Here is a 26,169-nt window from a genome sequence, read left to right as displayed (position 1 = left end):
TGGCGGATCAACGTCAATAGCCCCAGGCGGAAGCCCGGGGAAGGAATGGGGCATGATCCTGCAACGCCAAAGGCGTTGAATATGTGATTAAGAGGATAATCGTTAAGATTGGCAACCGGTCCTGGCAAGGAATGTGCCACCACATACCATTCAACACCTCCGGTGTTGCCCGATCCCGGCCGATAGCGAACCCCGGGTTGCCACCCGGGGCTAATGAATTTGGACGCCTCCCGGCGTCTGTGAATGTATGTTGAAAATCAACGTATCGGCCCAAAATAATTTTGGTGGTATATTTTAGCATGGAATGAATGGCTATACCATAGTTTCATGTACTGAAACCAATCTGTTAGTGACCTTCAGGATTTGGCCCAGCCAAATGGGTAAGATCTCCTGCCAAGATCCCGATCCGCCGGATGGCGGATCAATGTCAATAGCCCCGGGCGGAAGCCCGGGGTAGGGAAGGGCGCCTTTCCCCACAACGCCGGAGGTGTTGAATAATTCGTGAGGCATAAATTTTTTTTGTAAGGAAATCCTGAATCCCGGTTCATAAGGTTAGAGAGATACAATTTTGGTTTGCATAAAAAACGGAGAGACCATGAATACCTATCTGAAAAATTATCATCACATCGTTTTCAGTACAAAACACCGGTCTGCATGTCTGACAAAACCCGGGAGAGAAGATCTTTACAGATTTATTACAGGGATATTAAGGAACAAGAGATGCAAGCTGTATCAAATCAATGGTGTGGATGACCATATCCACATTCTAAGCCATATTCATCCGGATCAATCTTTATCAGGATTGGTGAAAGATATAAAGCTTGCGAGTACATGTTTTATAAAAGAGATGCAGCTGTTCGAAACATTTTCAGGGTGGCAAAATGGATATGCTGCATTTACGCACAGCGAGAAAGAAAAGTCAAGATTGATTCAATACATAAAAAATCAGGAACAGAGGCACAAGGTCGATTCATTTACCGTGGAATTAAGAGCACTCTTGAAGGAACACAAAGTTGATTTTGATGAGAAGTACCTTGTGTAAGAAATTGAAATGAGAGGTTGAAATTTATAATCCGGAACATCCTCTGGTATTTGGGAGTGAGCCCAAAAACGCAAACTCACGCCGGCTGATACGTGAACTTCCGACACCAGACAATCCGTCCGACGGTGGACCAATCAGAATAGCCCCGGGCGAAAGCCAGGGGAAGGAATGGGGCAACATCCTACAACGCCGGAGGCGTTAAATGTTATAATATGGATTCGATTATTGATTGAGCTGAAAGGAAAATACCAAGGATTTTGAAAATGACTTGTCATTTCGTTATTTCTGGTAAACGATAATCATAGTATTGTTCGATTTGAAATTATTATTCAGGATCACATTCCTCATATTGGTTGTTCAGAACAACCTGTTTGCACAAAATATAAATGTAGAATCCGAGTATCTGTTTACAGTAGGTGAGCAAACAGAATTTGGAGAACCCGGATATCTGTATATGCCTCAATCCGTGGCAACGGACAGTGAAGGACGAATTTTCGTATCGGACCACAGAGGCAGAACCATACACATGTATACCCCGGAGGGTGATTACCTGAAAAGTTTTGGCGGACCGGGAAGGGGCCCCGGCGAGTTTAACAGAATTACGGAAATTGCCATAGATGAGAATGACAATCTTTTGGTGCTCGATCGGTTTCAATTTAAGGTGACTCGCTTCAATATCAGTAAGGACATTGTAGAAGAGCACTTTTACGAAGATATGCCGGAAATGACCACGATGACACTTGCCCCGCTAAGCGGTGATCGTTTTGCCTCTGTTTATGTGGGTATGGAAGTACCAGACAGTACTGAAAGTAATCTTAATGCGGTCAGAGTTTATCAATTTGGGGAAAACGAGGCAAAAACCACTCACTTTGAAATTTTCAAACATCAATTTGACAATCAGATACCCATCGAGAAGAATATGGCCAGGGGTATTGGGCATAAACTTGCACCCGTTGGAGGAGATGTATTAGTGGCCGGTCACATGGTCTATGCCGGAAAACTGTTTTTTATAGATGTAAAATCAGACCAGGTGACTGAAGCAGTAAACCCGGGGCTTAAGCCGCCTTATTACATTGAGTATAATATAGATTCAATCTCTGAGATTCCCGACGTAGCTGGCAGAATTAGTTCCTCGGGCAGGGCCGGGAGCTTTCGGTATCAGGTAATTAATTATTCTCACCTTATTGATTCATCGGATCGTAGAATATTTCATTTTTTTCGGGAAAATGAAGAGCGTGGTGGGACCAAAAGGGATGTCATGGAAATGTATGACCGGAACGGGACTTTTTTGGGCCAGACAACAATCTCAGACCATTTTGATTACGGGCAGGAGGTTCGTGTGTATTATTCCCACATTGATAAAACGGGCCGCCTTTTTATCAGAAGGTATTTTGATGATCGTGATGCTGATGTGAGGGTATACAAAATCAGGTGGTCAGATATTGAATAAGTAATTGATTGAATCAGCCTGTGAGGCTGATCTTGAGAATCATTTATATTGACCTTTCAGATATTAAAAAGATGCTGCCAATCCGCCGGACGGCGGATCAATCAGAATAGCCCCGGGCGTGAGTCCGGGGTAGGTATGGGGCAAGATCCCACAACGCCGCATGCGTTGAATGTTTGATTAAGGGATCATCGTTGATAATGGCAACCGATCCGGTCCGGAAATGTGCCACCACAAGCCATTCAACACCTCCGGTGTTGCAAAATTCGGGCTATCGCTTTACCCCGGGTTTACACCCGGGGCTATTGAGATTGGACGCCTCCCGGCGTCCGATTGGATAATAATCCGAACTGGAGATGGTTAACAGTCCGATAAACCGTTGTTGGCTGCTTTCCTGTGGCAGACTTGATGCCTGAAATCTAGCTCGGGGCCTGACATTGTAAAATCCATGCTATCCTTTTCAAAACAATAGGGATCAATTTACCAGAGGATCATCGTTTAATACGATTGAAATTGTCTGGCAGTCCCCGATCCGCTGAACAGCGGATCAACGTCAATAGCCCCGGGCGGAAGCCCGGGGTAGGGAAGGGCGCCTGCCCCCAACGCCGGAGGCGTTGAATATGAGGTGAAGGGGATATTCTTTGTGTTGGCAACCGTTACAGGTCGAAAATGTGCCACCACAGGCCATTCAACACCTTTGGTGTTGCCCGATCCCGGCCGATAGCCAACCCCGGGTTGCCACCCGGGGCTATTGAGATTGGACGCCTGCCGGCGTCCGATTGGATAATAATCCGGACAGGAGATGGTTAACGGTCCGATAGACAGTTGTTGGCTGCTTTCCTGTGGCAGACTTGATGCCTGAAATCTAGCTCGGCGCCTGACATTGTAAAATCCATGCTATCCTTTTCAAAACAATAGGGATCAATTTACCAGAGGATCATCGTTTAATACGATTGAAATTGTCTGGCAGTCCCCGATCCGCTGAACAGCGGATCAATGTCAATAGCCCCGGGCGGAAGCCCGGGGTAGGGAAGGGCGCCTGTCCCCAACGCCAAAGGCGTTGAATGTGAGGTCAAGAAGATAATCGTTGAGATTGGCAACCGGTCCTGGCAAGGAATGTGCCACCATAGGCCATTCAACACCTCCGGTGTTGCCCGAACCCGGCCGATAGCTAATCCCGGGTTTACACCCGGGGCTAATGAGATTGGACGCCTCCGGCGTCCGATTGAATAATCATCCGGCAATGCGACTGGATGCAGGGCTCTGTCTTTACTTTTTTCCCCTGCGCAAAAACTCTTCCACCCGACGGATGTGCTCCTCACTCTCCCAGAATCGGCTGAACGGCTCCAGCTCTTCGGTGATCTTTTTTCGGTGGTTCTTCTTCATATAATCAATAAAAGTCCGGTCATTGAGCACCAGCTTCTGCATCAGCTTTTCCAGCTTCCCGTCATATTCATCATCCGGGAAAACATCCTGAATTAGCCCTGCGCGCAATGCTTCTTCTGCGCTGATGATTTTTTGCGACGCCAGCCAGTAATCGGCCGTTTTTTTGCCGACAATACGGTTCAAACGCGTCAGCCCGCCCCAGCCGGGCGGCAGGTAGAATTTGCCCTGCGTAAAGCCAAATGATGCCGACTCCCTTGCAACGGCAAAATCAAAACTGATCAGCGTTTCCCACCCGCCTCCGTAAGCAGGTCCGTTCACGGCGGCCAGCGTCCAGCACTCCAGCTGCTCAATCCTTTCCAGTATCGCAAGCATCCTCTCCGACATTTTGCGGGCTCCCTCCGCATCCCGGATGCCATGAAACTCCTTTAGGTCGCCGCCCGCAATAAAACTGTTGCCGGATCCTGTCAGCATAAAAAGGCGCAGGCTTTCATCCTGTTCGGCCATTTCGAGGGCTTCTTCCAGGCCGTTCATCACGTCAAAATTGATGGCGTTCATTGCATCCGGCCGCTGAATGGCAGCAGTCAAAACATGGCCGGATGTCCGTATTGATACAGGCATATGCAGCAAATTGAGCTCTGGTATTCTATTTGAGATCAGCACCGGGAGGAAGAGGGGGCTGGACGGATGTAATCAGCCAGTTCAGGTAGTCCTCATTTCCCTCCTGTTCAGCGAGATTGATGCTAATGATGCAGGGTACATCATAAGAATGAAGTTCTTTCACCTTTTTGGTGAGCCGGGATACATTGCTGTGTGTGGTTTTTGCAATGAGAATACACTCCGACTCAGCAACAATCTCTCCATCCCAGCGGTAGATAGACTCCATACCGTCAATAATATTCACACAGGCAACAAACTTTCTTTTTACCAGCTCTTCGCCAATTTTTCGTGCTTCTTCCCGGTCTTTTGTGGTTATGTAAACAAGGCGCAGATTTCTGAACATGGAATTAAATCAGTCAGATATGATATGATTAATTGATTATCAGGATCGATAAGTAAAACTACAAAAAAGAAGGGAATGTGGTGTGTAAAAAGAGTAAGCTAAAGGAAGTCTCACAGGTTGAATCAGGATAGATAAAACCGTATTTTATTAGGCTCTGATTCAAATCATTATTTGAACCCGGAAAAGGCCCTGCGAGAGTGGCGGAATTGGTAGACGCGCCAGATTTAGGATCTGGTACTTTAACCGGTGTGGGGGTTCGAGTCCCCCCTCTCGTACTCCATTCTTACAGCCAGAGAAACTGCAGGTACATTAAATTATTTAAAACCAAACTGAACACACGTGAACATTTCTGTTGAAGAACTGACTTCTGTAGATAAAGAGATTACCATCAAAGCAAACCGGGAAGACCTTTCCCCCAAATTCAATCAGGCGTTTAAAAAATATCAGAAACAGATCCAGATGCCAGGTTTTCGGCCCGGAAATGTTCCTATCGGACTGGTAAAAAAACGCTTTGGCCGGGAAATTGAGATGGAAGAGATCAACAGCTATGTCCAGGAGGTGTACGAAAAGGAGATCGTGCCCGAATATGAGCCCGTCGGGGAAACCCAGATGGTGGATATGAAATGGGAAGACGACCAGCTCGAAGTTACCTTCAAGGTAGGTGCCAAGCCCTCTTTCGAACTCACCGACCTATCGAAAGTAAAAGTTGACAAGATGGTTCACGATGTATCCGATGAGGAGGTGGAAGAGGAGATCGAACGGACCCTCGACAAGCAAGGCAATTGGGCTGAAACAGACGGTGAAATTACCGAAGAGAGCCGTGTTACCGTTGATGCTGTAACACTCGACGCCGAAGGCAATCCTGTAGAAGGTGAAACCGATGAAGATCAAAAGCTGGACTTGCGCCAGGAAGGAGCCAAAGAATTCCGCGAAAACCTTATCGGAAAAAAAGCAGGCGATGTTGTGAACATGGAGCTGGGCGAAGGCGACGATGCCGACAGATTTGAGCTGCATGTGAAAAAAGTGGAAGAGATGCAGAAAGCAGAACTAACAGACGAATTCGCCAAAGAACAGTCGCAGGGACAGGCAGCCAATGTTGATGAATTCCGCAGCTATATCAAAAGCAGCATGCAGGAATACTATGATCAGTCGGCCAACGACATGTTTCGCAATGATGTTGTAAATGAACTGACCGAAGCACACGATTTTGAAATCCCGGACGTAATGGAAGAACAGATCCTGGAATCGTATGTGGAATATGCCAAACAGCAGTCGGGCGGACAGCTTCCGGAGGATTTCAATTTTGATGAATACAAGGAACGCATGCGAGACTCTGCTGTACGTGAAGGAAAATGGGCATTTATCAGCGAGAAACTCCAGGAAAAATTTGATGATATCGAAATCAAACCTGAAGATATTGATGAATTTATTGCTGTGGAAGCAGCCCGTTACGGTGCCACAGCCGATCAGCTGAAGAGCTACTACGCACAGAATCCTTCTCAGCTTGAAAACCTTCGTAACAGCATACGCGAAAATAAAGTTTTTGATAAATTGAACGAGGTTGTTACCATCAATGAACTCCCGAAAGAAGAGTTTCGTGAAAAGCGGGAGAAAAAAGAGGAAAAACAGGAAAAAGCCAAGTAATCAAGTAATTACGTAACACAGAAAGAATCGACATGAATGTGAAACAACCCCTGTACGAAATTCCTGATATGAATGATATAGACCGAATTCAGAATAATCTTATACCCATGGTTGTGGAAACAACCAACAGGGGAGAACGCGCCTACGATATCTACTCCCGTCTGCTAAAAGACCGGATTGTTATTTTGGGTACTCCCGTAAACGATACCGTTGCCAGTACCATCGTTGCACAGCTTCTCTTCCTGGAATCGCAGGATGCCGAGAAAGACATTAACCTCTATATCAACAGCCCGGGCGGAGTCGTATCGGCCGGTATGGCTATATATGACACCATGCAGTATGTGAAATGTGATGTGGCCACCACATGTGTGGGAATGGCAGCATCCATGGGCGCCGTTCTGCTCACTGCAGGCGCCAAGGGCAAGCGAAGTGCGCTGCCGCATGCGCGGGTCATGATCCACCAGCCGCTGGGTGGTGTGCAGGGTCAGGCGAGTGATATTGAAATTGAAGCACAGGAAATCCTCCGTATCAAGCGTACGCTCAGTGAGGTTCTGGCGCATCATACCGGTAAGTCGGTGGATCAGATTGTTGAAGATTCCGACCGTAACAAGTGGTTAACGGCCGACGAAGCCCAGGATTACGGACTGGTTGACCGTGTGATGAGACGCGAGAAAGATAACAAGTAATAAACCGGGTTATTTTGGCCAGACGGTTATAAGACCAGGTCAAATACACAAAGAAGAGCCAATCCGGTAAAATGAAATCCGGCATAAATGAGTAAGAAAAAAGAGAACGAACTTGTCTACTGCTCCTTCTGCGGCAGGTCGAGCCAGGAAGTAAGTTCCATGGTTGCTGGTCCCGATGTATATATCTGTAATCACTGCGTGGAGGATGCATCCAGTATTATTCAGAGCGATTTGGCTTCACTGTCGCGCCGGCGCGAAAAGCAGTACAGCCCGATGCTCAAGCCTTTAGAGATCAAGGCGCGGCTTGATGAGTATGTGATTGGTCAGAATGATGCAAAAAAAGCACTCTCCGTAGCTGTTTACAATCACTACAAGCGTATCTCCAACGGCGGGGAAATCAATTTTGAAGACACCCGCATTGAAAAGAGCAATATCTGCCTTCTGGGGCCAACCGGATCGGGCAAAACACTTCTGGCCCGGACACTCGCAAAGATTATTGATGTTCCCTTTACCATTGCCGACGCAACCGTTCTCACCGAAGCCGGTTATGTGGGCGAGGATGTAGAGAGCATACTCAGCAATCTTCTTCAGGCCGCCGACTATGATGTGGAACGTGCCCGGCGCGGCATCGTATATATCGATGAGATCGACAAAGTTTCACGTAAAAGTGACAACCCGTCCATTACCCGCGACGTATCGGGCGAAGGCGTGCAGCAGGCACTTCTCAAAATATTGGAGGGAACTACCGCAAATATCCCTCCCAAAGGCGGCCGGAAACATCCTGAGCAAAGCTTTATACAGCTCGATACATCCGACATCCTGTTTGTATGCGGGGGCGCTTTCAGCGGACTTGAAGAAATTATTGCCCGAAGGCTATCTACGTCTGCCATGGGCTTCCATTCCGTGGACCAGAGAAAATTTGACAAGAACGATCCTGAAATTTTTACGCATGTAGAGCCCGAAGACCTTCAAAAATTCGGACTTATTCCCGAACTCATCGGTCGTCTGCCGATTATTTGTGGCCTCGAAGAACTTTCTGACGAAGCCATGATCGAAATTCTCCTCACTCCAAAAAATGCGATCACCAAGCAATACAAAAAACTGTTTCAGATGGAGGATGTAGAGCTTGTGTTTGAAGAGGATGCACTTCATGCTATTGTAGAGAGGGCAAGGGAAAGGAAAACGGGAGCCCGTGGATTGCGCTCTATTCTGGAAGATGCCATGCTGGATGTTATGTTTACCATTCCTTCCATGAAAAATGTGAAGCGATGTATTGTAACGCGTGAAACCATCGAAAAGAAGGCACCTCCCGTATACGAAAAACACAAGGCTTCTGCCTGATTGTTATTTGCTGCTGAAAGCTGCACAATAAGCACCATTGGCTTGGAAGCCTGCTTTTTTGGATATTGATTCCGGTTCTCACCCGTTTAATAAACGATATGCACCGACTGCTTCCATCCAACCGGATTAAAATCATTTTAGTGACGCTGCTCATGCTGCTTGCAGGCGCATCGTTCATCTACAACCAGTTTCTGCTGAACAGAATTATGGAGCAGGAACGCGCCAGCATTGAGTTGTGGACCCGTGCATTTGAGTTTAACAATCTGCCCATCCATCAACAGAAAAGTCTCACCCTTTTTTCTGTGGCCAACCAGCTTCAGGGGTATCCGCAGGTTCCCGACAGCTTATCGCGAATGGTACTCGATGCGGAAGCGGCAGAAAGCCAGAGTGATTTCGTGTTCAGTGAAATCATTCAGCCCAATCTGTTCCAGATTCCGGTGATGCTCGTGGATGAATCAGGATTTATCGTTCACTACAGGAACCTCGAAGAAGAGGACCTGGATATGAACATTGACCAGTTTATTGAAAAATACCGTGCCTACAGCGACCCCATCCCTCTCGTGTTTGGGGAAGAGCCAAATATTCAGAGACAGTTTGCCTACTTTGGTGAAAGTCCCACACTGCAATATCTTCGCTACTTTCCATATATCCAGTTTGGAATACTGGCTTTGCTGCTGGGCGTAGGTTACACAACCTACCGGAGCATTACCCGCTCGGAGCAGTCAAATCTCTGGGTGGGGATGACTAAGGAAGCTGCCCATCAGCTGGGAACTCCGTTATCAAGCATGTACGGCTGGCTGCAGCTGCTGAAGGAGAAAAATCAGAACGACGAGGAGGCCCTGTCCATCGTTTATGAGGTCGAAAATGATGTTACCAGGCTGAAGGGTATTGCTGAGCGGTTTAATAAGATAGGGTCAAGGCCGGAACTGAAAAAGGTAAGTGTGGAGCCCATAATTGATGATGTGATCGCCTATATGGAGAAACGATTGCCGCAGTTTGGAAAACACATCGAGGTGAAGAAGTCCATTCAGACAAACGCAAAACTCAACCTAAATCCGCAGCTTTTCCAATGGGCAATTGAAAATCTCATTAAAAACTCCATGGACGCGATGAAAGAGGTTAAGGATGGAGCCTATGTATCAATCCGGGTAACGCGAGACATGGACCAGGTGCGGATAGATATCGAGGACAGTGGAGCAGGAATTGACAAAAAAGTGCTGCACGAAATTTTTAAACCGGGGTACAGTACAAAGAAGAGAGGATGGGGGCTTGGTCTCAGTCTTACCCGGCGCATTATTGAAGAGTACCACGACGGAAAAGTATTTGTTCTGAACTCTGAAATGGGCCGTGGAACAACAATCAGGGTGCTATTGCCCTGCCCCGTTTAGTCGTGAGTGTACCCGCGTTTGGTAGCGTAATCCATCAGCTGTGCTTTCAGCAGATTACGGCCCCGGTGCAGGCGTGAGCGTATTGTTCCGATGGGTACGTCGAGCATATTGGCGATCTCCTCGTAAGTGAAATCCTCCACGTCGCAAAGAAGCACGACAGTCCTGAAATCTTCCGGAATTTCGTCGAGCGCATTGGAGATATCATCATCGATGAGCTCTCTGAACATCTTGTCTTCAAGATCGGACGTTTCGGTACGCTCTGCGCGAATGGTTTCGTAAAAAGTGGCTACTTCATCATAGTCAACTTCCTGAGGTTTTTTGGACTTCTTCCGGTAGTTGTTGATGTAGGAATTTTTCAGAATTCTGAAAAGCCATGCCTTTGCATTGGTGCCTTTCTCATAGCTGCTGAAAAACCGGTAAGCTTTTACAATGGTATCCTGCACCAGATCCTCTGCATCATTTGGATCAGATGTAAGTCGAAGCCCGAAATTATATAAAGCATCAAGATGAGGAATGATCTCATCATTAAAATCCTGCTGCTTTTGAACTTCCTTTTTGGTGAGTTCAGCCATCCCGTTAGTCAGAACGTTAAAAGTGAAAAATATACATTGTGCGAAACGTACAACCTTAAAGAATCGCGTTTTCGCAACAATCGTTCACATCAAGTGAGAAGCTACCATTCCGAGTGCTAACAATCCAATTGATAGAATTGATCGACGCTTTAGTTTAAACCTAACAAGTCCCGATTTTTAACTTGTTACATCCTCATTATTACGATCAGATCATACAAAGCGTGTGTCCACGCTGCCATCCCAAATCCTCTTATAACATAAACAACATTTAGCGCCAAGCCAAATAAAAAGCGAAATAAAAACGAGCCAAGCTCAAACGAATCACCCATTTGACCAATGTAGTGGACGGTGCTAAACATAAGCGCTGCAAGGATTGCGGAGAGTGCATATGTTGTATTCTTCGACTTCAGGTATCGCTTGAAAATAAAAACTAGCAGACCTACCAGTATCACCCTGAAAAAGAGTTCCTCGTAAAGCCCTGCTCCCAGGGAAAGTGCGATAAGCTGCAGCTTGCTCATGCCGGCCAGAGCCGAATCCGCAGATATGTTCAGAAGAAATCCAAGAAATTGACTGATAACCAAACTGATAACGACTGCATAAATGAACGATTCGGCAATCATGAACCAAAAATACCGGCTTTTAACCGATGCCAGTTCAGAACGCTGCCTGTAGAGTATCACTCCCCCCGCTACCGCTGCGACAAGAAGGGTAGCCGTTATTGTATGCAGTCCGAATGAGGCAAACAGTGACTTAAACCATGCATCAACGGATATTCTGACCAGGTAATCCGGGTTGGGCTGAGAAAGTATGATGAGAACCTCATAGAGCAGAAGCAGAGGCAGGGATATCAGATAGCTGTATAGCAGGCTGCCGGATTCACGATGATAGGCCGAAATCGGATTCACGATATATGCACGGGTTCCTTAATGAATTCGTTAGTTATCGAGATATATTGTAACACTCTGTCCGTTTCCGGCCGAAAGGCCCAGCATAGTGTATGCTTTTCCTGAAAGTTTGAGCCCTTCTCCGGAGTGCCGGTCGTTGATCTTAACAAACACCCCGCGGCCGTTTTCAGGATTTTCCAGGTAAATCACGTTTCCAAGGCTCATATTTGCGTGAGCGGCCGTCAGCTGATCCGGGTTGTACAGCTCTCCGCTTGTTGTTGGCGAAGCCGTTTCATTGTCGCTGTACCTGAATACCGGTACACGTCCCAGGTCCTGCAGTGAAGCCCCTTTCTTATACGGATTGGCAAAGGTGCGATTGGGAGGAAGAAGTACGGTAACAAGCTGGCCGGATGCAAGTTCTTCCAATTCAACGCCCGGATTAAGTGCGGAAAGCTCCTGCTCGCTCATATTGAATTTCTGTAAAAGATCTCCGGATGATTCGCCGCGCTCCATGCGGTACTGTACAAACCGCCCCTGTGGCGTTGATTCATCCGGGTTCTCGGCAACCGAAGGAGCAGATGACTCCGTTTCCCTCACAATCAGCTGCTGACCGATTCGCAGCATGTCGCCTTCCAGATTGTTCAGATTGCGCAACTCCCCAATTGTCATCCCGTGGTCGCCAGCAATTTTGTACAGCGTATCACCGCTGCGTACAGTATAATAGGTATTGGCTGTTCCTGAATCTGCCGATCTTACAATGGATTCTCTCTGTTCCGGTATCTGTCCGCCATTCGCGGGATCGGGTGTTACAAGAGGTTCCTCGGCGTTGCCGGGTTCAGGCAGATAAATCACTAGTTCACTTCCAAGATCCAGGTTATTGGTTCTCAGATCATTCCACTGCTGTATCTCGGCAATGGTAACTCCATATTTCCGCGAGATCGAAAAGAGTGTTTCACCCTGATCAACCGTGTGAGTGATTTGGTTTTCAGCGGGAGGAGGTGAAATCCGGATCGACTGGCCGGGCCTCAGGTTGTCAGACTCCAGGCCATTCCATTGCCGTAATTCACCAACGGTAATATTATAATCTCTGGCTATGCTGAAGAGGGTTTCGCCCTGTTGTACAACATGAACCTCCGTTGTCTGTTGTGAGTGTGCCGGTATCGCAATCGTTGCCATAAGTATGACCAACAGAGCCATGGTGGGCCGAATGTTGAATAAAAAGGCTTTTACATTCATCATGATCACAGTAAACGTTAATACGTTAAAAGTTCAAGAGCATCTATCAGCTCGGCTTCAGTGCGCTGGTTTCCCTGCTCGCGGGCAAGATCCACTCCCTGCTTATACAGGGTTTCGGCCTCTCCGTTGAGTCCTATGCGCTCATAAAGCTTGCCCAGATGATAATAAACGCCCAGATAGTCAGGATCTTGCGCCAGTATCGATTCAAACAACACTCTCGCTTTGGATACTGAATTCTGCTTCATCAGTTCCAGTGCCAGGGCAAATTTGGAAAAAGAATCGCCCGGGTTCTGTTTCACGTATCCTGCAAGTTGCTTGATTTTGTCGCTGTTTTCAGCCATTTCAGTATGCCGTTATGTTCGTTCTATCGGGATGGATAACGGTCTTTGATCTCATCCATTGAGTCTCCGCCGAATTTTTCCAGTATGGCATTTGCAATTACCGGTGCAATTACGCTTTCCGCTACAACAACGGCCCTGGGCAGGGCACACACGTCAGACCGCTCATACCGGGTATCCAACTCCTCTTTGGTGTCAATATCGGCTGTTTTAAGCGGTTTGATCATGGTGGGTATCGGCTTCATCACGCCTCGGATAATCAGCGGCATGCCGGTGGTTACCCCGCCCTCAAGACCGCCCAGCCTGTTTGTTTTTCGTGTGAAATGGTGGTCGGCATAGGCTATTTCATCGTGTACATCATGGCCTTGTCGCCTTCCTGATTCAAAACCGAGACCGATCTCGATGCCCTTCATGGCTTGTGTTCCCATAATTGCCTGTGCAAGCAAACCGTCCAGTTTTCTGTCCCAGTGCACGTAGCTGCCAAGCCCGGCGGGTACTCCGGTAACCAGAATCTCATAAATCCCTCCCAGGGAGGTGCCCTCTTTGCGTCGCTTCTTGATCTCTTCGCGCATCTGTTCACTCAGGGTGCCGTCAAGGCAGCGCACATCCGATTTGTCTGCTGTGCGCCATACGTTTTCTGCTCCTTCACTGCTCTCTGCGATGGTGTCGGCAGCGGATCGTACCTCTTCCCACGACCCGTACCCAACGGAGCCGATCTGAATCACATGTCCGCCGATGCGGATTCCAAGCTCCTGGAGAAACCTTCTTGCTACTGAACAGCAGGCCACCCTCATAGCCGTTTCACGCGCACTGGAGCGTTCGATGACCGGTCGAATATCGTCAAACCCGTATTTTTGGACACCCACAAGATCTGCGTGGCCTGGCCGAGGCAGTGTGATGCGTTCGACGTCGCCGCGTTCTCCATCTTTGGCCATCACTTTTGGCCAGTTGCTGTCATCTTTTTCGTAAGCCCTGTTAATCATGCTGAGCGAGATGGGGGCACCGGTTGTCAGGCCGAAACGAACTCCTGACCGGATTTCAGCCCGGTCTTTTTCGAAAGCCATACGTCCGCCCCGGCCATAACCCTGTTGTCGGCGAACCAGGTGCTCTTCAATAAACTCTTCGGTAAGCGGCAAGCCTGCGGGAATACCTTCTGCAATTCCGGTTAATTCCGGTCCGTGCGATTCACCCGCTGTAAAATATCTGAACATAAGATGATTGAATTAGAGATCGTCTGAGATTTTCAGGAAGATAAGAGATAAATTAGCTACCTGCTTTTATTGTTAATCGGCTGATAAAAACTTTAAGTTCCATCTTTCGATAGTAAAAACCCGTATCCGGGGTTGCTGCGTAAGCTGAAGCATATGTCCATGTTAATTTATATAATAAAATCAAAAGCATAGACCGAAACGTTTCTTTCAGGTTTCCTATATGTCAGGTTGAAAAGTAATCCATGCAGTCTCTCAACGAGTTAGGGAAATACAGCACACTGCTTTATCAGGCCCTTCGTTCATCAACGGAATTCAGCACGTATCGCAAGAATCTGTTCCAGGAACTGGTGAAGGTAGGCTATGATTCCGTGCCCATTATTGTACTTACCGGTATTTTTACGGGTTCGGTGATGACGCTGCAATCGGCCTACCAGCTGGAATCTGCTTTTATTCCCCTTTCTACAATCGGTGCAATTGTGTCGGAGTCGATTCTGATTGAGCTGGCCGCCGTTATCTCCAGCCTTGTTCTTGCCGGAAAGGTGGGGGCGCGTGTTGCAACAGAGCTCGGCACGATGCGCGTAAGCGAACAGATCGACGCCCTGGAGTCGATGGGCTTCAACTCTGTCTCTTTCCTGGTGGTTCCGAGAGTGCTCGCGGGAATCCTGATGTTTCCGGTTCTCTATATCGTTGCAAGCATTTTTGGGATCGGAGGGGGAATCTCCGCCGGGTATTTTTCCGGAACTGTCCCTCCGGCTGATTTTCTTCAGGGAGCCCGCATGTACTTTTATCCATGGAATGTTGTTTTCGGATTCGTGAAGATGTTCGTATTTGGATTTATTATTACGTCTGTTTCATGTTACAAAGGGTATTTTGCAACGGGCGGGGCAGAAGGAGTGGGTAAAAGTACAACCGATGCAACCGTATTGAGCTGTATTCTTATTCTACTTGCTGATTTTATCCTGGCAGCTATACTACTATGATCGAAATTCAAAACCTTACAAAAAGTTTTGACGACCTTCTCGTATGGGAGGATGTAAGCTTCAGCATTGATGACAATGAAACGGTTGCGGTAATCGGACGTTCCGGCTGCGGCAAATCTGTTCTGCTGAAACACATCAATGCTCTGCTCACGCCCGACAGCGGAAAGGTAATTATCGATGGAAAAGATCTGTTCAGTCTTGATTACGTGGACCAAAGAAAACTGCGGCAGGAATTTGGAATTCTTTTTCAGGGGTCAGCACTCTTCGATTCAATCAATACCTTCGAGAACGTAGCGTTTCCGCTGAGGTATTTTACAGACCGGAGCGAGGCGGAAATCCGGGAGCGGGTGATGCACTGCCTGGAATATGTGAACCTTCAGGATGCTTCGGACAAAGAGACCTCGGAACTTTCAGGAGGTATGAGGAAAAGAGTGGGCCTGGCCAGGGCCATTGTGCTCGAGCCCAAATATATCATGTACGATGAGCCCACATCAGGGCTTGATCCGCAAACAGCGGATGAAATAAATGGGTTGATCATGTCGATGGCCCAGGGGCTCAATATTACCTCTGTGGTGATTACACACGACATGCACAGCGTTTTAAAAGTAGCCGATAAAGTGGCTTTTCTGGACAAACACAAGCTGAGCTGGTTCGGAACCGTTGATGAAATGAGACGTACCGACCATAAGGGGCTGCTCGAATTTGTGACTGCCAGTGAATATCAATTATAAGCTTAATGAACTATGCTAAACCTGAGTAATGAAGTAAAAGTAGGGATCACGGTGCTTGTGGCGTTTATGATTGCCTTTGTCGGATTTCGCTTTATGCGGGACATCCCCATCTTCAGGCAGACTTTCCAGATAACCGCAACATTCGACAGGGGTGACGGAATCAGCCGCGGCAGCCTGGTAAATGTAAGCGGCGTAAAGGTGGGTTCGGTTAGCTCAGTGGAGCTGAACCGCAATGGCCGTGTGAAGGTAACAATGAGCCTTGACGGTGATTTTCCGATACCCGACGATACCGTGGCACAGCTTACTTCGCTGGGTATTGTGGAGGGAAAATCGATCGTGCTCAGATTAGGCGATTCAGACAGCAATATTGAGTACGGAGATGAGATTGAAGGTGAATATGTGGAAAGCGTGACGGAAGTGCTGGGCAGCCGGAGTGAGGAGATCGCAGGAGACGTATCGGAATCCCTGTCTGAGCTGAACACTTTTTTGAGGCAGCTGAACTCTACGTTTGATGACAGTACACGCGCCACACTCGATGAAACCATTGTAAGCGCATCTCAGGCCGCCGAACAGCTCTCTCTCATACTTACGCAACGCCAGCAGGATATCAGCCGCGCAATCACCTCCGGCTCACAAATGCTAAGCCGGCTCGATACCCTTGCCGCCGACAACAGCCCCCGGGTAGACAGTATCATGGTGTCGCTGGAGAAAAACATCTCGGAACTGGAACTTCTGAGAACGGAACTGGAAAGCGCAACATCCAACCTTAATCAGATACTTGACAAGATCAACAGCGGAGAGGGTACTATCGGTAAACTGGTGAACGACCCGGCCGTTTATGACAATGTAGAAGAACTTTCGAGGGAACTTAAGGAACTGATCAGGAACCTGAATGAAGAGCCCGGCAGGTATCTGCGGCATATGAATATCATTGAACTTTTTTAGATTAAAATGATCTTCGCCCTTCCCCGTTAAAGGATGGCAGAATTGCGACTCGCAAGATGTTGTCGTATATTTTCAGGCTCAAAAAATTTATTAGAAACATAACTTTTAAAGTACTTTTCAGAGGATCTCTTCATGGGTGTAATGGAAAAAATGAGAAACAGTACGTCCTCCATTTTGTGGATACTGATTTTCTCGTTTGGAATTTTATGGGTGCTCGCAGACGTCGACTTTTTTGGTGGGGTGACCCAGGGACCAAGAAGTCTCGGTATTGTAAATGGTGACGAAATCACCCTGAATGAATACAATCAGCGGGTTAGCTTCTATACAGAACAGTTCAATCAGCAATCCGGAAACCCGATGTCGCCCGAAATCAGGGCCCTGTACGAAAATCAGGCCTGGGAAGACCTGGTTGCCGCACGCCTGATTCGCCAAAAAATGGATGAACTTGGCATCACGGTTACAGACACCGAATTGATGGAAATGGTAACCGGAGATAATCCTGATCCTTTTATCAGGCAGCAGTTTGCTGACGAGACCGGTCAGATTGACCGAATTGCCCTTCAAACGGCCATCGATTCACCCGAAAACAGTGAAGTTTGGATCCTCATTGAGCAGCAGCTGCGAGAGAATCGCCGTCAGCAAAAACTCAATAACTACATTTCGTCCGGGCTGAGAGTAACTCCCATGGAGATCCGGAATGAGTATGTGAGAGAAAACTCCTTTGCTGATATAGAATTTGTTCGTTTTCCTTACAGCGAGATTCAGGACGAGGAAATTTCAATGACCGATTCGGAACTTCAGCAGTATTACAGGGAGAACTCCGATCTGTACCAAAGAGAGGAGACCTACAGGTTCCGGTATGTAAGCTGGGATAAAACACCCACCGCCGAAGATACGCTGAATACCGTCAGAGAAATTGAGGACCTTCGATCAGCGTTTGAATCTGCAGAAAATGATTCCCTTTTCGTGCTGCGGTACCAGTCATCCACTCCGTTCCGGGGAGCTTACGTAAACGTTGATAATATTCGTGAGGAGTTCAGTCCCGTTGTGGACCTTGAGATCGGAGAAGTTTCGGATGTTGAGATGGTTAATGGCAACCCGCACCTGTTCAAAAAGATTGATCAGCAGGGAGATGAGATTAAATTTGCAGTACTTTCCTACGATGTCATCGCTGATCCCATTGCTACAATCGACCGACTTGCTGAAGAGGCAAGCGAGTTCAAGTTTTATGCGGAATCCGAAAGTTTTGAGGAAGAAGCGGAGCGCAATGACAAGCCTGTCCGGGAAGCCACCGCTACAAAAGACACTCCATTTATTCCCGGTCTGGGGCAAAGCCAGGTTGCAGTAGATGCACTTGAAGATTTAAGTGTGAACAGCATTTCAGAACCTATTGAATTGAATGACCAATTTATCGTAGCACAGATGCTCGAGCGTACGCCCGCAGGCACGCGGCCATTTGATGAAGTAAGAACACAGGTTGAAAATGCGCTGCGTAACGACAAACGTCAGGTTCAGGCGCTGGCTGCAGTCACCGAACAGCTTACAGCCAATTCCGACCTCGAGAGCCTTGCTTCGGCACTCGACACTGAAATATCCGAAGCGGAAGGTGTAAGATACAGCAGTACCACGATACCCGGTGCAGGCCGTGAAGTGGAAGTAATCGGTGCAATTTTTGGTATGGAAGAAGGCGGTATGTCCGGTGCGATACAGGGTTCCAATGCAGTTTTTGTTATTCGGGTGGTAAATATGGACATGGCTGATGCGCAGAACATGACTGCTGAGCAGCAGAATACACTTCGCAATCGGCTCGAGCAGCAGAAATTCATGGCATTTAACCAGGTATTTATTGACAGGCTGAAAGAAGACGCATCAATTCAGGATAACCGCGACCGGATTCTGCGCTGATCTCACAGAGATTCTGCATTGTAGAAAATGAACGAATTTGGAGGGCAGGAGATCGGATATCTTCTGCCCTTTTTATTTTCATTGAAGATGCCATTCTGCACTGCAGGCTCAGATTCGGAGAGCTGTAACTCCCTCTGTCGGTCGGGCTGAGGATTCGGCCATCTTCACAACAAACGCCTGAAAAATTTTTAGAGAGTATTTAGAATTGATAAATCCTTCTTACGGAATAACGTTAACTTCATAGCATCCTCAGTTCAGAAGAGTTTTATGAGTGATTCAGCAGCCCAGCAAAATGGAAATTACCGGCTTTGGATGCAGCGTGCTTTAAACCTTGCCCTGCGGGGAAAAGGCTATGTGTCGCCGAATCCGATGGTAGGATGTGTGATCGTTTCTAAAGACGGAAACATCATTGGGGAGGGTTATCACGAAAGATACGGCAAGGCACATGCAGAGGTAAATGCCGTTCAATCGGTTGAGAACCGTGAGCTGCTGAAAAACGCTACGGTTGTGGTTACTCTTGAGCCGTGTTCCCATACCGGTAAAACGCCGCCCTGTGCCGATATGCTCGCTGAACTGCCAATTGCCCGGGTGGTTATTGCAATGAAAGATCCTCACCCTTCTGTAAACGGCAAAGGCATTAAAAAGCTGAAAGCGGCAGATATTGAGGTCATTACAGGTGTTTTGCAGAAAGAGGCAGAGAAGCTGAATGAAACGTGGCTTCACGCTCTTGAATTGGGCAGGCCTTTTGTGACGCTTAAAATTGCCCAGACGGCCGATGGCTATATCGCAGCGCCAAACGGTGATTCAAAATGGATCTCTTGCGAAGAGTCGAGGAAGTTGGTACACCGGTGGAGAAGTGAGGATGATGCCGTGATGGTGGGTCGCAATACGGCTCTGCACGACAATCCTTCGCTTACGGTACGGCTGGTAGAGGGCAGGCAGCCGAAAAGGGTGGTAATTGACGGGCCCTTTGAACTGCCGCGGCACCTGAATCTGTTATCCGATCAGTATGAGGAGAAAACAATCGTGATAACCCATAACCGGGAGAAATGGGAGAAAGAGTCGGACCCCATGCTGAAAATGCTGCAAAGCAATTACTTCAGGGGAGAAGTCATCCACGCGGAAAAGTCGGGAGGGCACGTGCGGCTGAAAGACGCTCTTCGAAAGCTGCATGACAACGGTATTCACTCGCTTCTTGTTGAGGGAGGAAGGGATCTGTCTTCCGCATTGGTCAGGGCCGGCCTGGTTGATCGTCTTCGTCTTTTTATTTCACCAAAGCTGCTGGGTGGCGGAACAAAATCAATTTCGGGCCTGAATGTTCAGCGCATGGAGGATATCGTCCCGTTCCGTGATTTTAAATGGGAGCAAAGCGGCTCCGATATGTTATTAACTGCAAATCTATAGATTATGTTTACCGGTATAATTTCTGAAGTGGGCAGGGTGTCAGCCATTAAAAAAATGAAGGGCGGAAAGGAGCTCGCAATTGCCTGTTCCTTTGCCGGAAATACACATGAGGATGAGAGTATCGCCGTGAATGGGGTTTGCCTCACGGTCGTATCCTTTAATGGCGATCAGTTTCATGTGCAGTGCGTTGAGGAAACACTCAGAAAAACAAGTCTGGGTGATTTAAAGGAGGGAAGCCCTGTGAACCTGGAGCGATCTCTCACGCTTGATAAAGGAATTGAAGGCCACCTGGTGCAGGGTCATGTCGATACTACCGGTGTAATCACGTCCATTGACCAGAAAGACGCCGATCTGCTGATTTCAGTGGAGTACCCCCAGGAATTCAGTGATCTTGTGGTTGGGCGCGGCAGTATTGCCATCGACGGAATCAGCCTTACGATAGCGCGGCATGAGAAAAACCGGTTTACGGTCGCGATTATCCCCTATACCTGGGAACACACCAATCTGATAGACAAATCGGAAGGTGACCGGGTAAACCTGGAGTTCGATATGTTCGGTAAGTACATTATCCAATACCTGAAAAATCGCGAAAGCGGCAACGGATAATTCAATTCAATCCGGCTTTTTGTGCACCGTGCATTTTATAAAATCAATAACGGCGAGGCGAGCGGCCCGTGGGAGACGAGCTCCGTTCCAGGTTGTTCAGCCCGGGCAGTTTCTGGAAAAGGCTGGCAATTTGTGAATTACTCAGTGAAAGCTTGAAGAAATAGTACTGGAAATCACCGAATGGATTAAAGGTGAATGAGAGGTTCCAGCAGATCATGTTGCGGGTCAGGCTGAATTGAGCCGGCGTGAGATCCTTTTCAATAAAATCGTACCCCATACTTGTATTTACCTGCCACTTTGGAGTAAGCCTGAAGCGGATACTGTTTGCGTTGAGAATGGCGCTTTTTTGCGCCTCCCGTTCAAACCTGTAGGTCCACCGATAACTGAAATCCAGTCCAAAACCCCAGGGAGAATCTGCACGCTGTACAGGCTGTGCGTTAAATCGCGGGTCTATGGGACTGAAAAATGCCTGGTCAAGAGGATCGTAGGAGCGATATTCCGGTGTGGTTAAACGAGGCCCGTTGCTGCCGCCCTGGAAGGAGGTTGATAAACTCAGGCTGTAATTGAGGGGTTGCAGAATTTTATTGCTGGCGTTCCAGATAAAGGTGTCGATTTCACGCCCGTTTTCATCCCGTGTGTAAAACGAGTAGTTGGCGCTGACCCGAAGCCGCAAGCCGTCAACCACCCGTGAAGAGAGCCGTACATTCAGACGGCTCAGTTTCAGGCTGTCTGCCGCAAAGTTATAACCTGCACTTGCCGACAGGTTATCAATCAGTTTCAGGTTGGTTGACTTCACCTCGCCCGTTGTATCCCGCTTCACCTGCTTGGTTTCCAGGATATTGGTCAGATCGAACGACATGGATTGAACTTTACCTGCCCCGGGCCCTCCGAGTATACCGTCCTCAAAAATAGAATATCGCTGCGTATTGCCGAGGGTATCAGACTGAACTTCGCGATAAAAGCCCCATCGTTCGTCCGAAAAATCAGGCCGGTAACTGAAGCTTACCGTTGGCCTCAGTGTGTGGCGAAACCCCTCCAGGTTCCCGATTTTAGCCTGGGAAATACCGTACAGTGTGGTGCTGAAATTGAGGGAGGTATTGAAATCCCGTGCAGCAGCAAATCCGTCTACCCGGCGGGACACAAGCCGGTTTTCTTCCGGATCCAGTTCTTTTCTGATTGTGGAGGGATACCAGTACTCGTTATAGCTGATGCTGGAGCTGACATTCAGGTATTGACTTGGAATCAGCTGACCAATGGAAATGGAGGCCGACTGTTCAAGGCCGTATCGTATGTGATCGTCGTTTCCGGTTGCCTCCTCGTAAAGAGTGCGGTCAAACAGGGCATCGAGCCAGTTAACGGTGGCCGAATCGGCATCAATGGGCCTGAAGTTATAGTCCGACCGAAACTGGTTTCTGTAATTGATGCTGATTCTCTCATACCATCTCTCCCTGTTCACGCCGGGCTGATCTGATTTGAAGGGAGTGATCTGGCGAAGTGAGAACTGCATATCCGGACCGCTGAAACGGGTGCTGTTTCTGGTAAATTGCTGATTCAGGCTCGAGGAAAGGCTGAAATTGTAAATATTTTCAGGATGGCTGTAACGGTACGATATCCTGGATGTACTGTTGGTCTGCGCCCGCTCATTCGGATCAAATGAGTTTCGCTGGAAGTAATTCGCAGTCTGAAGGTTAATATTTGCGGTAAGGTTGGCATAGGGCGAGATCTGTTGATTATGACTCACCGACAAACGTTTACTTGTAACCTCCTGAAAGTTTGGATCGGTGGGTTCTAGGCCGCGCTCATAGGAATAACCCAAAGTTACAGAGCCGCTGAAGCGGTCAGTGTCACGGTACTGCCACCTTGATGTTGTAAAAATGGTACCTGAAGTGAATACGTCAAATGCGATTTGTCCCGTCAGATAATCATTGAAATACTGAAACCAGCCCAGGTTCTGGAGCCCGATACCGCGCGTAGAGGTATTTTGAAAAACGTAGGTGGGTTCGAGCAGGCCGGACTGGCGCGACTCAATGCCCGCGGGTACGTATCCAAATGGGAAGACCAGTGGATAAGGGATATCAAGGATATACAGACGCGCATTGGTAAAAAAGACCTCCTCCTCATCCACCACCTTCATCCGTTTTGCCTGAATATAGTAATACATATGGTCGGGCGGACAGGTGGAGTAGATGCCGTCTTCAATGAAAACCTCGCTTTGCGAAACATTTTTCACCTTTGTACCTATCAGATGACCGTCAGGAACGGATATTTCAGCCACCTCAAATTTACCCCGTTCCGTTTCGTAGTTGAACAGGATACGATTGCTTCGCAGGTTCTGTCCATCTTGGCGAAGAACCGGGTAGGAAAGGGTATCGGCCGGGCTTTGGGCGGTGGCCTGTACCAGGTTTTGATCCAGGTCGAGTTCAATGGTGCCCGCGCTCAGTTCCCCGCTGGTATGTTTAACGTTGCCGGACCCATAAAGGAGTGCGGTTCGCTGACCCCTGAAGTTAAATGTAAGAGAATCCCTTGCCGAAAAACTTACCGCATCGGGTACGGACTCGCGCGCAGCCTCGCGCGACTGGGGAACCTGTGAGGGCTGACCGGATCGGGAAAGCGTGTCGGGCACCGATGGTGTCTGGCCTGTACGTGAAAGCGTATCGGGCACCGATGATGTTCGCAGGGAGTCGGGTACTCCCTGAGCCATGGCAGGAGCCGAACTCAACATACAGAGCACAAGTAAAACGGGGGCTGCTTTTAAAAGCCCGGCATGGCTGCATGTTTTTAGGAACATCCGCATGGATCAGATTATCGGGATCACTGCAGCTCTTCGAACGCCAGGCTTGCCGCTCCTAAAAGTGCTGCATCGTTTCCAAGTGATTCATAGATGATTTCGAATTCTTCCAGAAAAGGAGGCATCAGATATTTTGCCGCCGTGTCATAAGCCGGTTTCAGGAGAAATTTGCCTGCTTTGGCAACTCCTCCGCTTACTACAATTTTCCGGATATCGAGAATATGGACATAGTTTACAATTGCATAGCCGAGTTTCTCACCGGCTTTCCTCAGAATATCAATGGCGAGATTATTGTCCTCATTGGCTGCCTTGTAAAGGTCCACAGGCTCCAGTTTTTCAAAATCCTTATGAAATTTAATGTACAGGGGGTTGTCTGTATTCTGACGAATAAGGTCTGCGGCAAAGCGGCTTAAAAAACGCTGCCCCAGGTATGCTTCCACTCCTCCCCTTGTGTTACTGTTGGATAACGGGCCGTGGTAGTCAATAATTACATGCCCCAGTTCACCCGCCATTCCGGTGGTGCCGCGATATATTTTATTATTGATGATAATGCCGCCGCCAACCCCGGTTCCCAGGGTAACCATAATGAAATAATCCAGTTCAGTTCCCACACCGAAACGGGCAGAACCCAGTGCAGCCAGATTTGCATCATTTTCTATTACACAGGGAAGCCCGGTCCGTTTTTCGATTTCTGATGATACATTTTCTGTTTTCCATCCGGGCAGGTTGGGAGGACTTTTTACTGTTTTTCTGTCCATGCTCACCATTCCGGGAAGCCCCATTCCGACACCAATCGGTTTATCTTTCTCATCTTTAAGCAAGGCCTCTATTGCAAGCGCAATGCGGTCAAAGACGTGTTCCTTGCCCTCCTCGGCCTCGGTGGGAATGGAGGATGTTTTAAGAAACCCCTTCTCTCTGTGAACAAGAGCCGTCTTGATGTTGGTGCCACCCAAATCGATGCCAATCGAGATCATGTGTGTAGCGTTTAGATTAAAAAAACGAAAATAGTGAAAAATGAGCTAAACCATCAGAAAAGAAGAAAAAGGATACTATTCTGCAGGTTCAATACGGTATACGGTTTCGCCGGGTTTGCGCATCCCATACTCTTCACGGGCAATTTTTTCAAGCAGGTGGGGATTATTCTCCAACGCGTTGATTTTCTCTTTCAGCTCTTGGGTCATCATATTGTACTCGGCGGTTTTTTCAATGAGTACGTCTTTTCTTGACTCCAGCTGATAGCGGGTAAGCAGGCTGTAGGTGTCGATAAACAAGAACCAGATGACGATAAATGCAAGGAAAACGGACACCAAAACAGGGCGTTTCCAGCGAAGCGGATTGAGGTATTCAGTTTTCATGGAGTGATACTGTAGATGAACTGCAAAATTACTTTAAAAAATGAATTTCACAAAACCGGATACGCTCACATGTATAAGAAAGGCAGGGAGGTATAAAAAATAACCCCTACCGGGTATCAGCCGATAAGGGTTAATCAAGAGAGAGTCAATAAAATAATGGAAACTCATTGCAATATGAGTCGTGAATCGGGTGGGGCTCGAACCCACGACCCGCGGCTTAAAAGGCCGCTGCTCTACCAGCTGAGCTACCGATTCAATAAAAGAATCAAGACTCCTAAGATAAGGAGTGAAGCCCCTGAAAATCAAACTGCAGTTTATAAAATTTTAAAATAAACCATGCTGCACTGAATTTCCCGGCCGGCATGCGGCGGTTGCTTTCTTTGCCTAAGTTTGTACATTTAAACAGAAAAAAAAGAACGCAACTGTTACTATAGAAAAGAAACGAGATGGCAACCATATTTACAAAAATTATACAGGGTGAAATTCCCTGCCATAAAGTAGCTGAAAATGATTCACATATCGCTTTCCTCGATATCAATCCCATAGCAAAGGGACACGCACTTGTGGTGCCAAAGAGAGAGACGGATTATCTTTTTGACCTGCCGGACGACCTTCTGGGCGATACCCTCATTTTTGCAAAACGGGTGGCTTATGCAATCGATCTCGCCCTCGATCCTCTTCGCACCGGCATCATTGTGGAAGGGCTCGAAGTGCCGCATGCGCACGTACACCTGGTACCGATCTATCATGAAGGGCAAAATGTATCCCTCCGAAACAAGGTGCAGATTTCAGAAGAGGAGATGAAGCAGATAGCAGACGCGGTTGCCTCGGAGGTGAAGCTGTGAAGTTTTTAATTTTGAACGGCCCGAACCTGAATCTGCTGGGTGAAAGGGATCCGTCTGTTTATGGGGCTAACAGACTGAGCGATATAGAAAACCTGATCAGGCAAACGTTTCCGGATCATGTATTCAGATTTGTTCAGAGCAATCACGAAGGGGAGCTGATTGACGCCATACAGTCTGCCAAAAACGGATCTGTGGATGCACTCATCGCAAACTGGGGAGGCTTCACCCACTCATCCGTTGCCATACATGATGCGCTGGAACTTCTTCAAATTCCAAAAGTTGAAGTTCATCTTTCCAATATTCATGCTCGTGAAGAATTCCGGGAGCGCTCACTGACCGGTAAGGCTATGCACGGTATTATTACCGGATTTGGCCCGGACAGCTATCTTCTTGGAATAGATGCAGCACTGAAAATGCTGAACAGAAAATAAAACC

Annotated in this window: 24 protein-coding genes and 2 tRNA genes; 15 read left to right on the top strand and 11 right to left on the bottom strand. The window is 47.8% G+C overall.

The genetic code is table 11. From position 1 onward, the window contains the following. The first annotated feature begins 595 nt into the window (after positions 1–595). Both tnpA and DDZ15_RS00880 read left to right on the top strand, forming a co-directional pair. Positions 596–1,042, top strand: a complete 447-nt coding sequence (gene tnpA, locus DDZ15_RS00885; RefSeq protein WP_109643908.1) for an IS200/IS605 family transposase — start codon at positions 596–598, stop codon at positions 1,040–1,042. Between the two features lie 316 nt (positions 1,043–1,358). Further along, positions 1,359–2,492, top strand: coding sequence for a 6-bladed beta-propeller (locus DDZ15_RS00880; RefSeq protein WP_146198473.1), 1,134 nt, complete (start codon positions 1,359–1,361; stop codon positions 2,490–2,492). A 1,266-nt stretch (positions 2,493–3,758) separates the two neighbouring features. Here the strand turns inward: DDZ15_RS00880 and DDZ15_RS00875 are convergent. Both DDZ15_RS00875 and cutA read right to left on the bottom strand, forming a co-directional pair. Further along, positions 3,759–4,493, bottom strand: coding sequence for an enoyl-CoA hydratase/isomerase family protein (locus tag DDZ15_RS00875; protein WP_109643904.1), 735 nt, complete (start codon positions 4,491–4,493; stop codon positions 3,759–3,761). Between the two features lie 25 nt (positions 4,494–4,518). Next, positions 4,519–4,875: a divalent-cation tolerance protein CutA gene (gene cutA, locus DDZ15_RS00870; protein ID WP_109643902.1), complete on the bottom strand. Its 357-nt coding sequence runs from the start codon at positions 4,873–4,875 to the stop codon at positions 4,519–4,521. Between the two features lie 191 nt (positions 4,876–5,066). On the opposite strand from cutA, the gene DDZ15_RS00865 reads away from it, so the two are divergent. The 5 genes from DDZ15_RS00865 to DDZ15_RS00845 all read left to right on the top strand — a co-directional run bounded on the left by DDZ15_RS00865 (position 5,067) and on the right by DDZ15_RS00845 (position 9,934). Continuing rightward, a tRNA-Leu gene (locus DDZ15_RS00865) sits at positions 5,067–5,150 on the top strand. Between the two features lie 64 nt (positions 5,151–5,214). Then, a complete protein-coding gene (gene tig, locus DDZ15_RS00860; RefSeq protein ID WP_109643900.1) occupies positions 5,215–6,519 on the top strand; it encodes a trigger factor in 1,305 nt (434 codons plus the stop codon). A 32-nt stretch (positions 6,520–6,551) separates the two neighbouring features. Beyond that, positions 6,552–7,205: an ATP-dependent Clp endopeptidase proteolytic subunit ClpP gene (gene clpP, locus DDZ15_RS00855; protein ID WP_109643898.1), complete on the top strand. Its 654-nt coding sequence runs from the start codon at positions 6,552–6,554 to the stop codon at positions 7,203–7,205. An 87-nt stretch (positions 7,206–7,292) separates the two neighbouring features. Then, positions 7,293–8,546, top strand: coding sequence for an ATP-dependent Clp protease ATP-binding subunit ClpX (clpX, locus tag DDZ15_RS00850; protein WP_109643896.1), 1,254 nt, complete (start codon positions 7,293–7,295; stop codon positions 8,544–8,546). Positions 8,547–8,644: 98 nt separating this feature from the next. Beyond that, a complete protein-coding gene (locus DDZ15_RS00845) occupies positions 8,645–9,934 on the top strand; it encodes a sensor histidine kinase (RefSeq protein WP_242978816.1) in 1,290 nt (429 codons plus the stop codon). On the opposite strand, the gene DDZ15_RS00840 is transcribed toward DDZ15_RS00845, so the two are convergent. From DDZ15_RS00840 to aroC, 5 genes are all read right to left on the bottom strand, one after another. Next, positions 9,931–10,506 (bottom strand): sigma-70 family RNA polymerase sigma factor, encoded by a 576-nt coding sequence (locus tag DDZ15_RS00840; protein ID WP_109643894.1) that lies wholly within the window; start codon positions 10,504–10,506, stop codon positions 9,931–9,933. The two genes, DDZ15_RS00845 and DDZ15_RS00840, sit on opposite strands and share 4 nt — an antisense overlap. Before the next feature lie 185 nt (positions 10,507–10,691). Further along, positions 10,692–11,411 carry a CPBP family intramembrane glutamic endopeptidase gene (locus DDZ15_RS00835; protein WP_242978814.1) on the bottom strand — a complete coding sequence of 240 codons (720 nt, stop codon included), beginning with the start codon at positions 11,409–11,411 and terminating at the stop codon, positions 10,692–10,694. 30 nt (positions 11,412–11,441) lie between these two features. Then, complete coding sequence (locus DDZ15_RS00830; RefSeq protein ID WP_109643890.1) at positions 11,442–12,629, bottom strand: LysM peptidoglycan-binding domain-containing protein; 1,188 nt, start codon at positions 12,627–12,629, stop codon at positions 11,442–11,444. 14 nt (positions 12,630–12,643) lie between these two features. Further along, positions 12,644–12,967 (bottom strand): tetratricopeptide repeat protein, encoded by a 324-nt coding sequence (locus DDZ15_RS00825; RefSeq protein WP_109643888.1) that lies wholly within the window; start codon positions 12,965–12,967, stop codon positions 12,644–12,646. Between the two features lie 23 nt (positions 12,968–12,990). Beyond that, the gene (gene aroC / locus DDZ15_RS00820; protein ID WP_109643886.1) at positions 12,991–14,175 is read right to left on the bottom strand and encodes a chorismate synthase; all 1,185 of its coding nucleotides are present in this window, start codon (positions 14,173–14,175) and stop codon (positions 12,991–12,993) included. A 242-nt stretch (positions 14,176–14,417) separates the two neighbouring features. Here aroC and DDZ15_RS00815 point away from each other — a divergent pair, with 242 nt between their 5' ends. The 6 genes from DDZ15_RS00815 to DDZ15_RS00790 all read left to right on the top strand — a co-directional run bounded on the left by DDZ15_RS00815 (position 14,418) and on the right by DDZ15_RS00790 (position 20,746). Beyond that, complete coding sequence (locus tag DDZ15_RS00815; protein WP_109643884.1) at positions 14,418–15,155, top strand: MlaE family ABC transporter permease; 738 nt, start codon at positions 14,418–14,420, stop codon at positions 15,153–15,155. Then, positions 15,152–15,886, top strand: a complete 735-nt coding sequence (locus DDZ15_RS00810; RefSeq protein WP_109643882.1) for an ABC transporter ATP-binding protein — start codon at positions 15,152–15,154, stop codon at positions 15,884–15,886. The genes DDZ15_RS00815 and DDZ15_RS00810 overlap by 4 nt, the downstream gene beginning before the upstream one ends. A 12-nt stretch (positions 15,887–15,898) precedes the next feature. Next, complete coding sequence (locus DDZ15_RS00805; protein WP_109643880.1) at positions 15,899–16,831, top strand: MlaD family protein; 933 nt, start codon at positions 15,899–15,901, stop codon at positions 16,829–16,831. A 150-nt stretch (positions 16,832–16,981) separates the two neighbouring features. Then, on the top strand, positions 16,982–18,736 hold the full coding sequence (locus DDZ15_RS00800) for a peptidylprolyl isomerase (RefSeq protein ID WP_242978812.1): 1,755 nt from the start codon (positions 16,982–16,984) through the stop codon (positions 18,734–18,736). A gap of 267 nt (positions 18,737–19,003) precedes the next feature. After that, complete coding sequence (gene ribD, locus DDZ15_RS00795; protein ID WP_109643875.1) at positions 19,004–20,140, top strand: bifunctional diaminohydroxyphosphoribosylaminopyrimidine deaminase/5-amino-6-(5-phosphoribosylamino)uracil reductase RibD; 1,137 nt, start codon at positions 19,004–19,006, stop codon at positions 20,138–20,140. 3 nt (positions 20,141–20,143) lie between these two features. After that, entirely contained in the window at positions 20,144–20,746 is a 603-nt protein-coding gene (locus DDZ15_RS00790) for a riboflavin synthase (RefSeq protein WP_109643873.1), read from the top strand. A gap of 43 nt (positions 20,747–20,789) precedes the next feature. Here the strand turns inward: DDZ15_RS00790 and DDZ15_RS00785 are convergent, their stop codons facing one another. The 4 genes from DDZ15_RS00785 to DDZ15_RS00770 form a co-directional block, all read right to left on the bottom strand. Next, entirely contained in the window at positions 20,790–23,534 is a 2,745-nt protein-coding gene (locus DDZ15_RS00785) for a putative LPS assembly protein LptD (RefSeq protein WP_242978810.1), read from the bottom strand. 23 nt (positions 23,535–23,557) lie between these two features. Beyond that, positions 23,558–24,508 (bottom strand): ROK family protein, encoded by a 951-nt coding sequence (locus DDZ15_RS00780; protein ID WP_109643871.1) that lies wholly within the window; start codon positions 24,506–24,508, stop codon positions 23,558–23,560. Positions 24,509–24,583: 75 nt separating this feature from the next. After that, positions 24,584–24,889, bottom strand: coding sequence for an FtsB family cell division protein (locus DDZ15_RS00775; RefSeq protein ID WP_109643869.1), 306 nt, complete (start codon positions 24,887–24,889; stop codon positions 24,584–24,586). Positions 24,890–25,071: 182 nt separating this feature from the next. Beyond that, a tRNA-Lys gene (locus DDZ15_RS00770) sits at positions 25,072–25,144 on the bottom strand. 191 nt (positions 25,145–25,335) lie between these two features. Here DDZ15_RS00770 and DDZ15_RS00760 point away from each other — a divergent pair. Together DDZ15_RS00760 and DDZ15_RS00755 are read left to right on the top strand one after the other, a co-directional pair. Continuing rightward, complete coding sequence (locus DDZ15_RS00760; RefSeq protein ID WP_109643866.1) at positions 25,336–25,734, top strand: HIT family protein; 399 nt, start codon at positions 25,336–25,338, stop codon at positions 25,732–25,734. Continuing rightward, complete coding sequence (locus DDZ15_RS00755) at positions 25,731–26,165, top strand: type II 3-dehydroquinate dehydratase (protein ID WP_109643864.1); 435 nt, start codon at positions 25,731–25,733, stop codon at positions 26,163–26,165. Before DDZ15_RS00760 ends, DDZ15_RS00755 begins: the two co-directional genes overlap by 4 nt. The last annotated feature ends 4 nt before the right edge of the window (positions 26,166–26,169 follow it).

The sequence above is a fragment of the Rhodohalobacter mucosus genome, assembly GCF_003150675.1.
GTDB lineage: Bacteria > Bacteroidota > Rhodothermia > Balneolales > Balneolaceae > Rhodohalobacter > Rhodohalobacter mucosus.
The sequence above is the reverse complement of the archived record's forward strand: the minus strand, read 5'-3'. Positions and strand labels throughout refer to the sequence as shown.

Coding starts and splice junctions, on each gene's coding strand:
- ribD (WP_109643875.1), top strand. CDS start 19,004: ATGAGTGATTCAGCAGCCCAGCAAAATGGAAATTACCGGCTTTGGATG.
- DDZ15_RS00810 (WP_109643882.1), top strand. CDS start 15,152: ATGATCGAAATTCAAAACCTTACAAAAAGTTTTGACGACCTTCTCGTA.
- DDZ15_RS00830 (WP_109643890.1), bottom strand. CDS start 12,629: ATGATGAATGTAAAAGCCTTTTTATTCAACATTCGGCCCACCATGGCT.
- DDZ15_RS00775 (WP_109643869.1), bottom strand. CDS start 24,889: ATGAAAACTGAATACCTCAATCCGCTTCGCTGGAAACGCCCTGTTTTG.
- DDZ15_RS00800 (WP_242978812.1), top strand. CDS start 16,982: ATGAGAAACAGTACGTCCTCCATTTTGTGGATACTGATTTTCTCGTTT.
- tnpA (WP_109643908.1), top strand. CDS start 596: ATGAATACCTATCTGAAAAATTATCATCACATCGTTTTCAGTACAAAA.
- DDZ15_RS00840 (WP_109643894.1), bottom strand. CDS start 10,506: ATGGCTGAACTCACCAAAAAGGAAGTTCAAAAGCAGCAGGATTTTAAT.
- DDZ15_RS00780 (WP_109643871.1), bottom strand. CDS start 24,508: ATGATCTCGATTGGCATCGATTTGGGTGGCACCAACATCAAGACGGCT.
- DDZ15_RS00805 (WP_109643880.1), top strand. CDS start 15,899: ATGCTAAACCTGAGTAATGAAGTAAAAGTAGGGATCACGGTGCTTGTG.
- DDZ15_RS00875 (WP_109643904.1), bottom strand. CDS start 4,493: ATGCCTGTATCAATACGGACATCCGGCCATGTTTTGACTGCTGCCATT.
- DDZ15_RS00845 (WP_242978816.1), top strand. CDS start 8,645: ATGCACCGACTGCTTCCATCCAACCGGATTAAAATCATTTTAGTGACG.
- DDZ15_RS00790 (WP_109643873.1), top strand. CDS start 20,144: ATGTTTACCGGTATAATTTCTGAAGTGGGCAGGGTGTCAGCCATTAAA.
- cutA (WP_109643902.1), bottom strand. CDS start 4,875: ATGTTCAGAAATCTGCGCCTTGTTTACATAACCACAAAAGACCGGGAA.
- clpP (WP_109643898.1), top strand. CDS start 6,552: ATGAATGTGAAACAACCCCTGTACGAAATTCCTGATATGAATGATATA.
- DDZ15_RS00825 (WP_109643888.1), bottom strand. CDS start 12,967: ATGGCTGAAAACAGCGACAAAATCAAGCAACTTGCAGGATACGTGAAA.
- DDZ15_RS00785 (WP_242978810.1), bottom strand. CDS start 23,534: ATGTTCCTAAAAACATGCAGCCATGCCGGGCTTTTAAAAGCAGCCCCC.
- aroC (WP_109643886.1), bottom strand. CDS start 14,175: ATGTTCAGATATTTTACAGCGGGTGAATCGCACGGACCGGAATTAACC.
- DDZ15_RS00760 (WP_109643866.1), top strand. CDS start 25,336: ATGGCAACCATATTTACAAAAATTATACAGGGTGAAATTCCCTGCCAT.
- clpX (WP_109643896.1), top strand. CDS start 7,293: ATGAGTAAGAAAAAAGAGAACGAACTTGTCTACTGCTCCTTCTGCGGC.
- DDZ15_RS00815 (WP_109643884.1), top strand. CDS start 14,418: ATGCAGTCTCTCAACGAGTTAGGGAAATACAGCACACTGCTTTATCAG.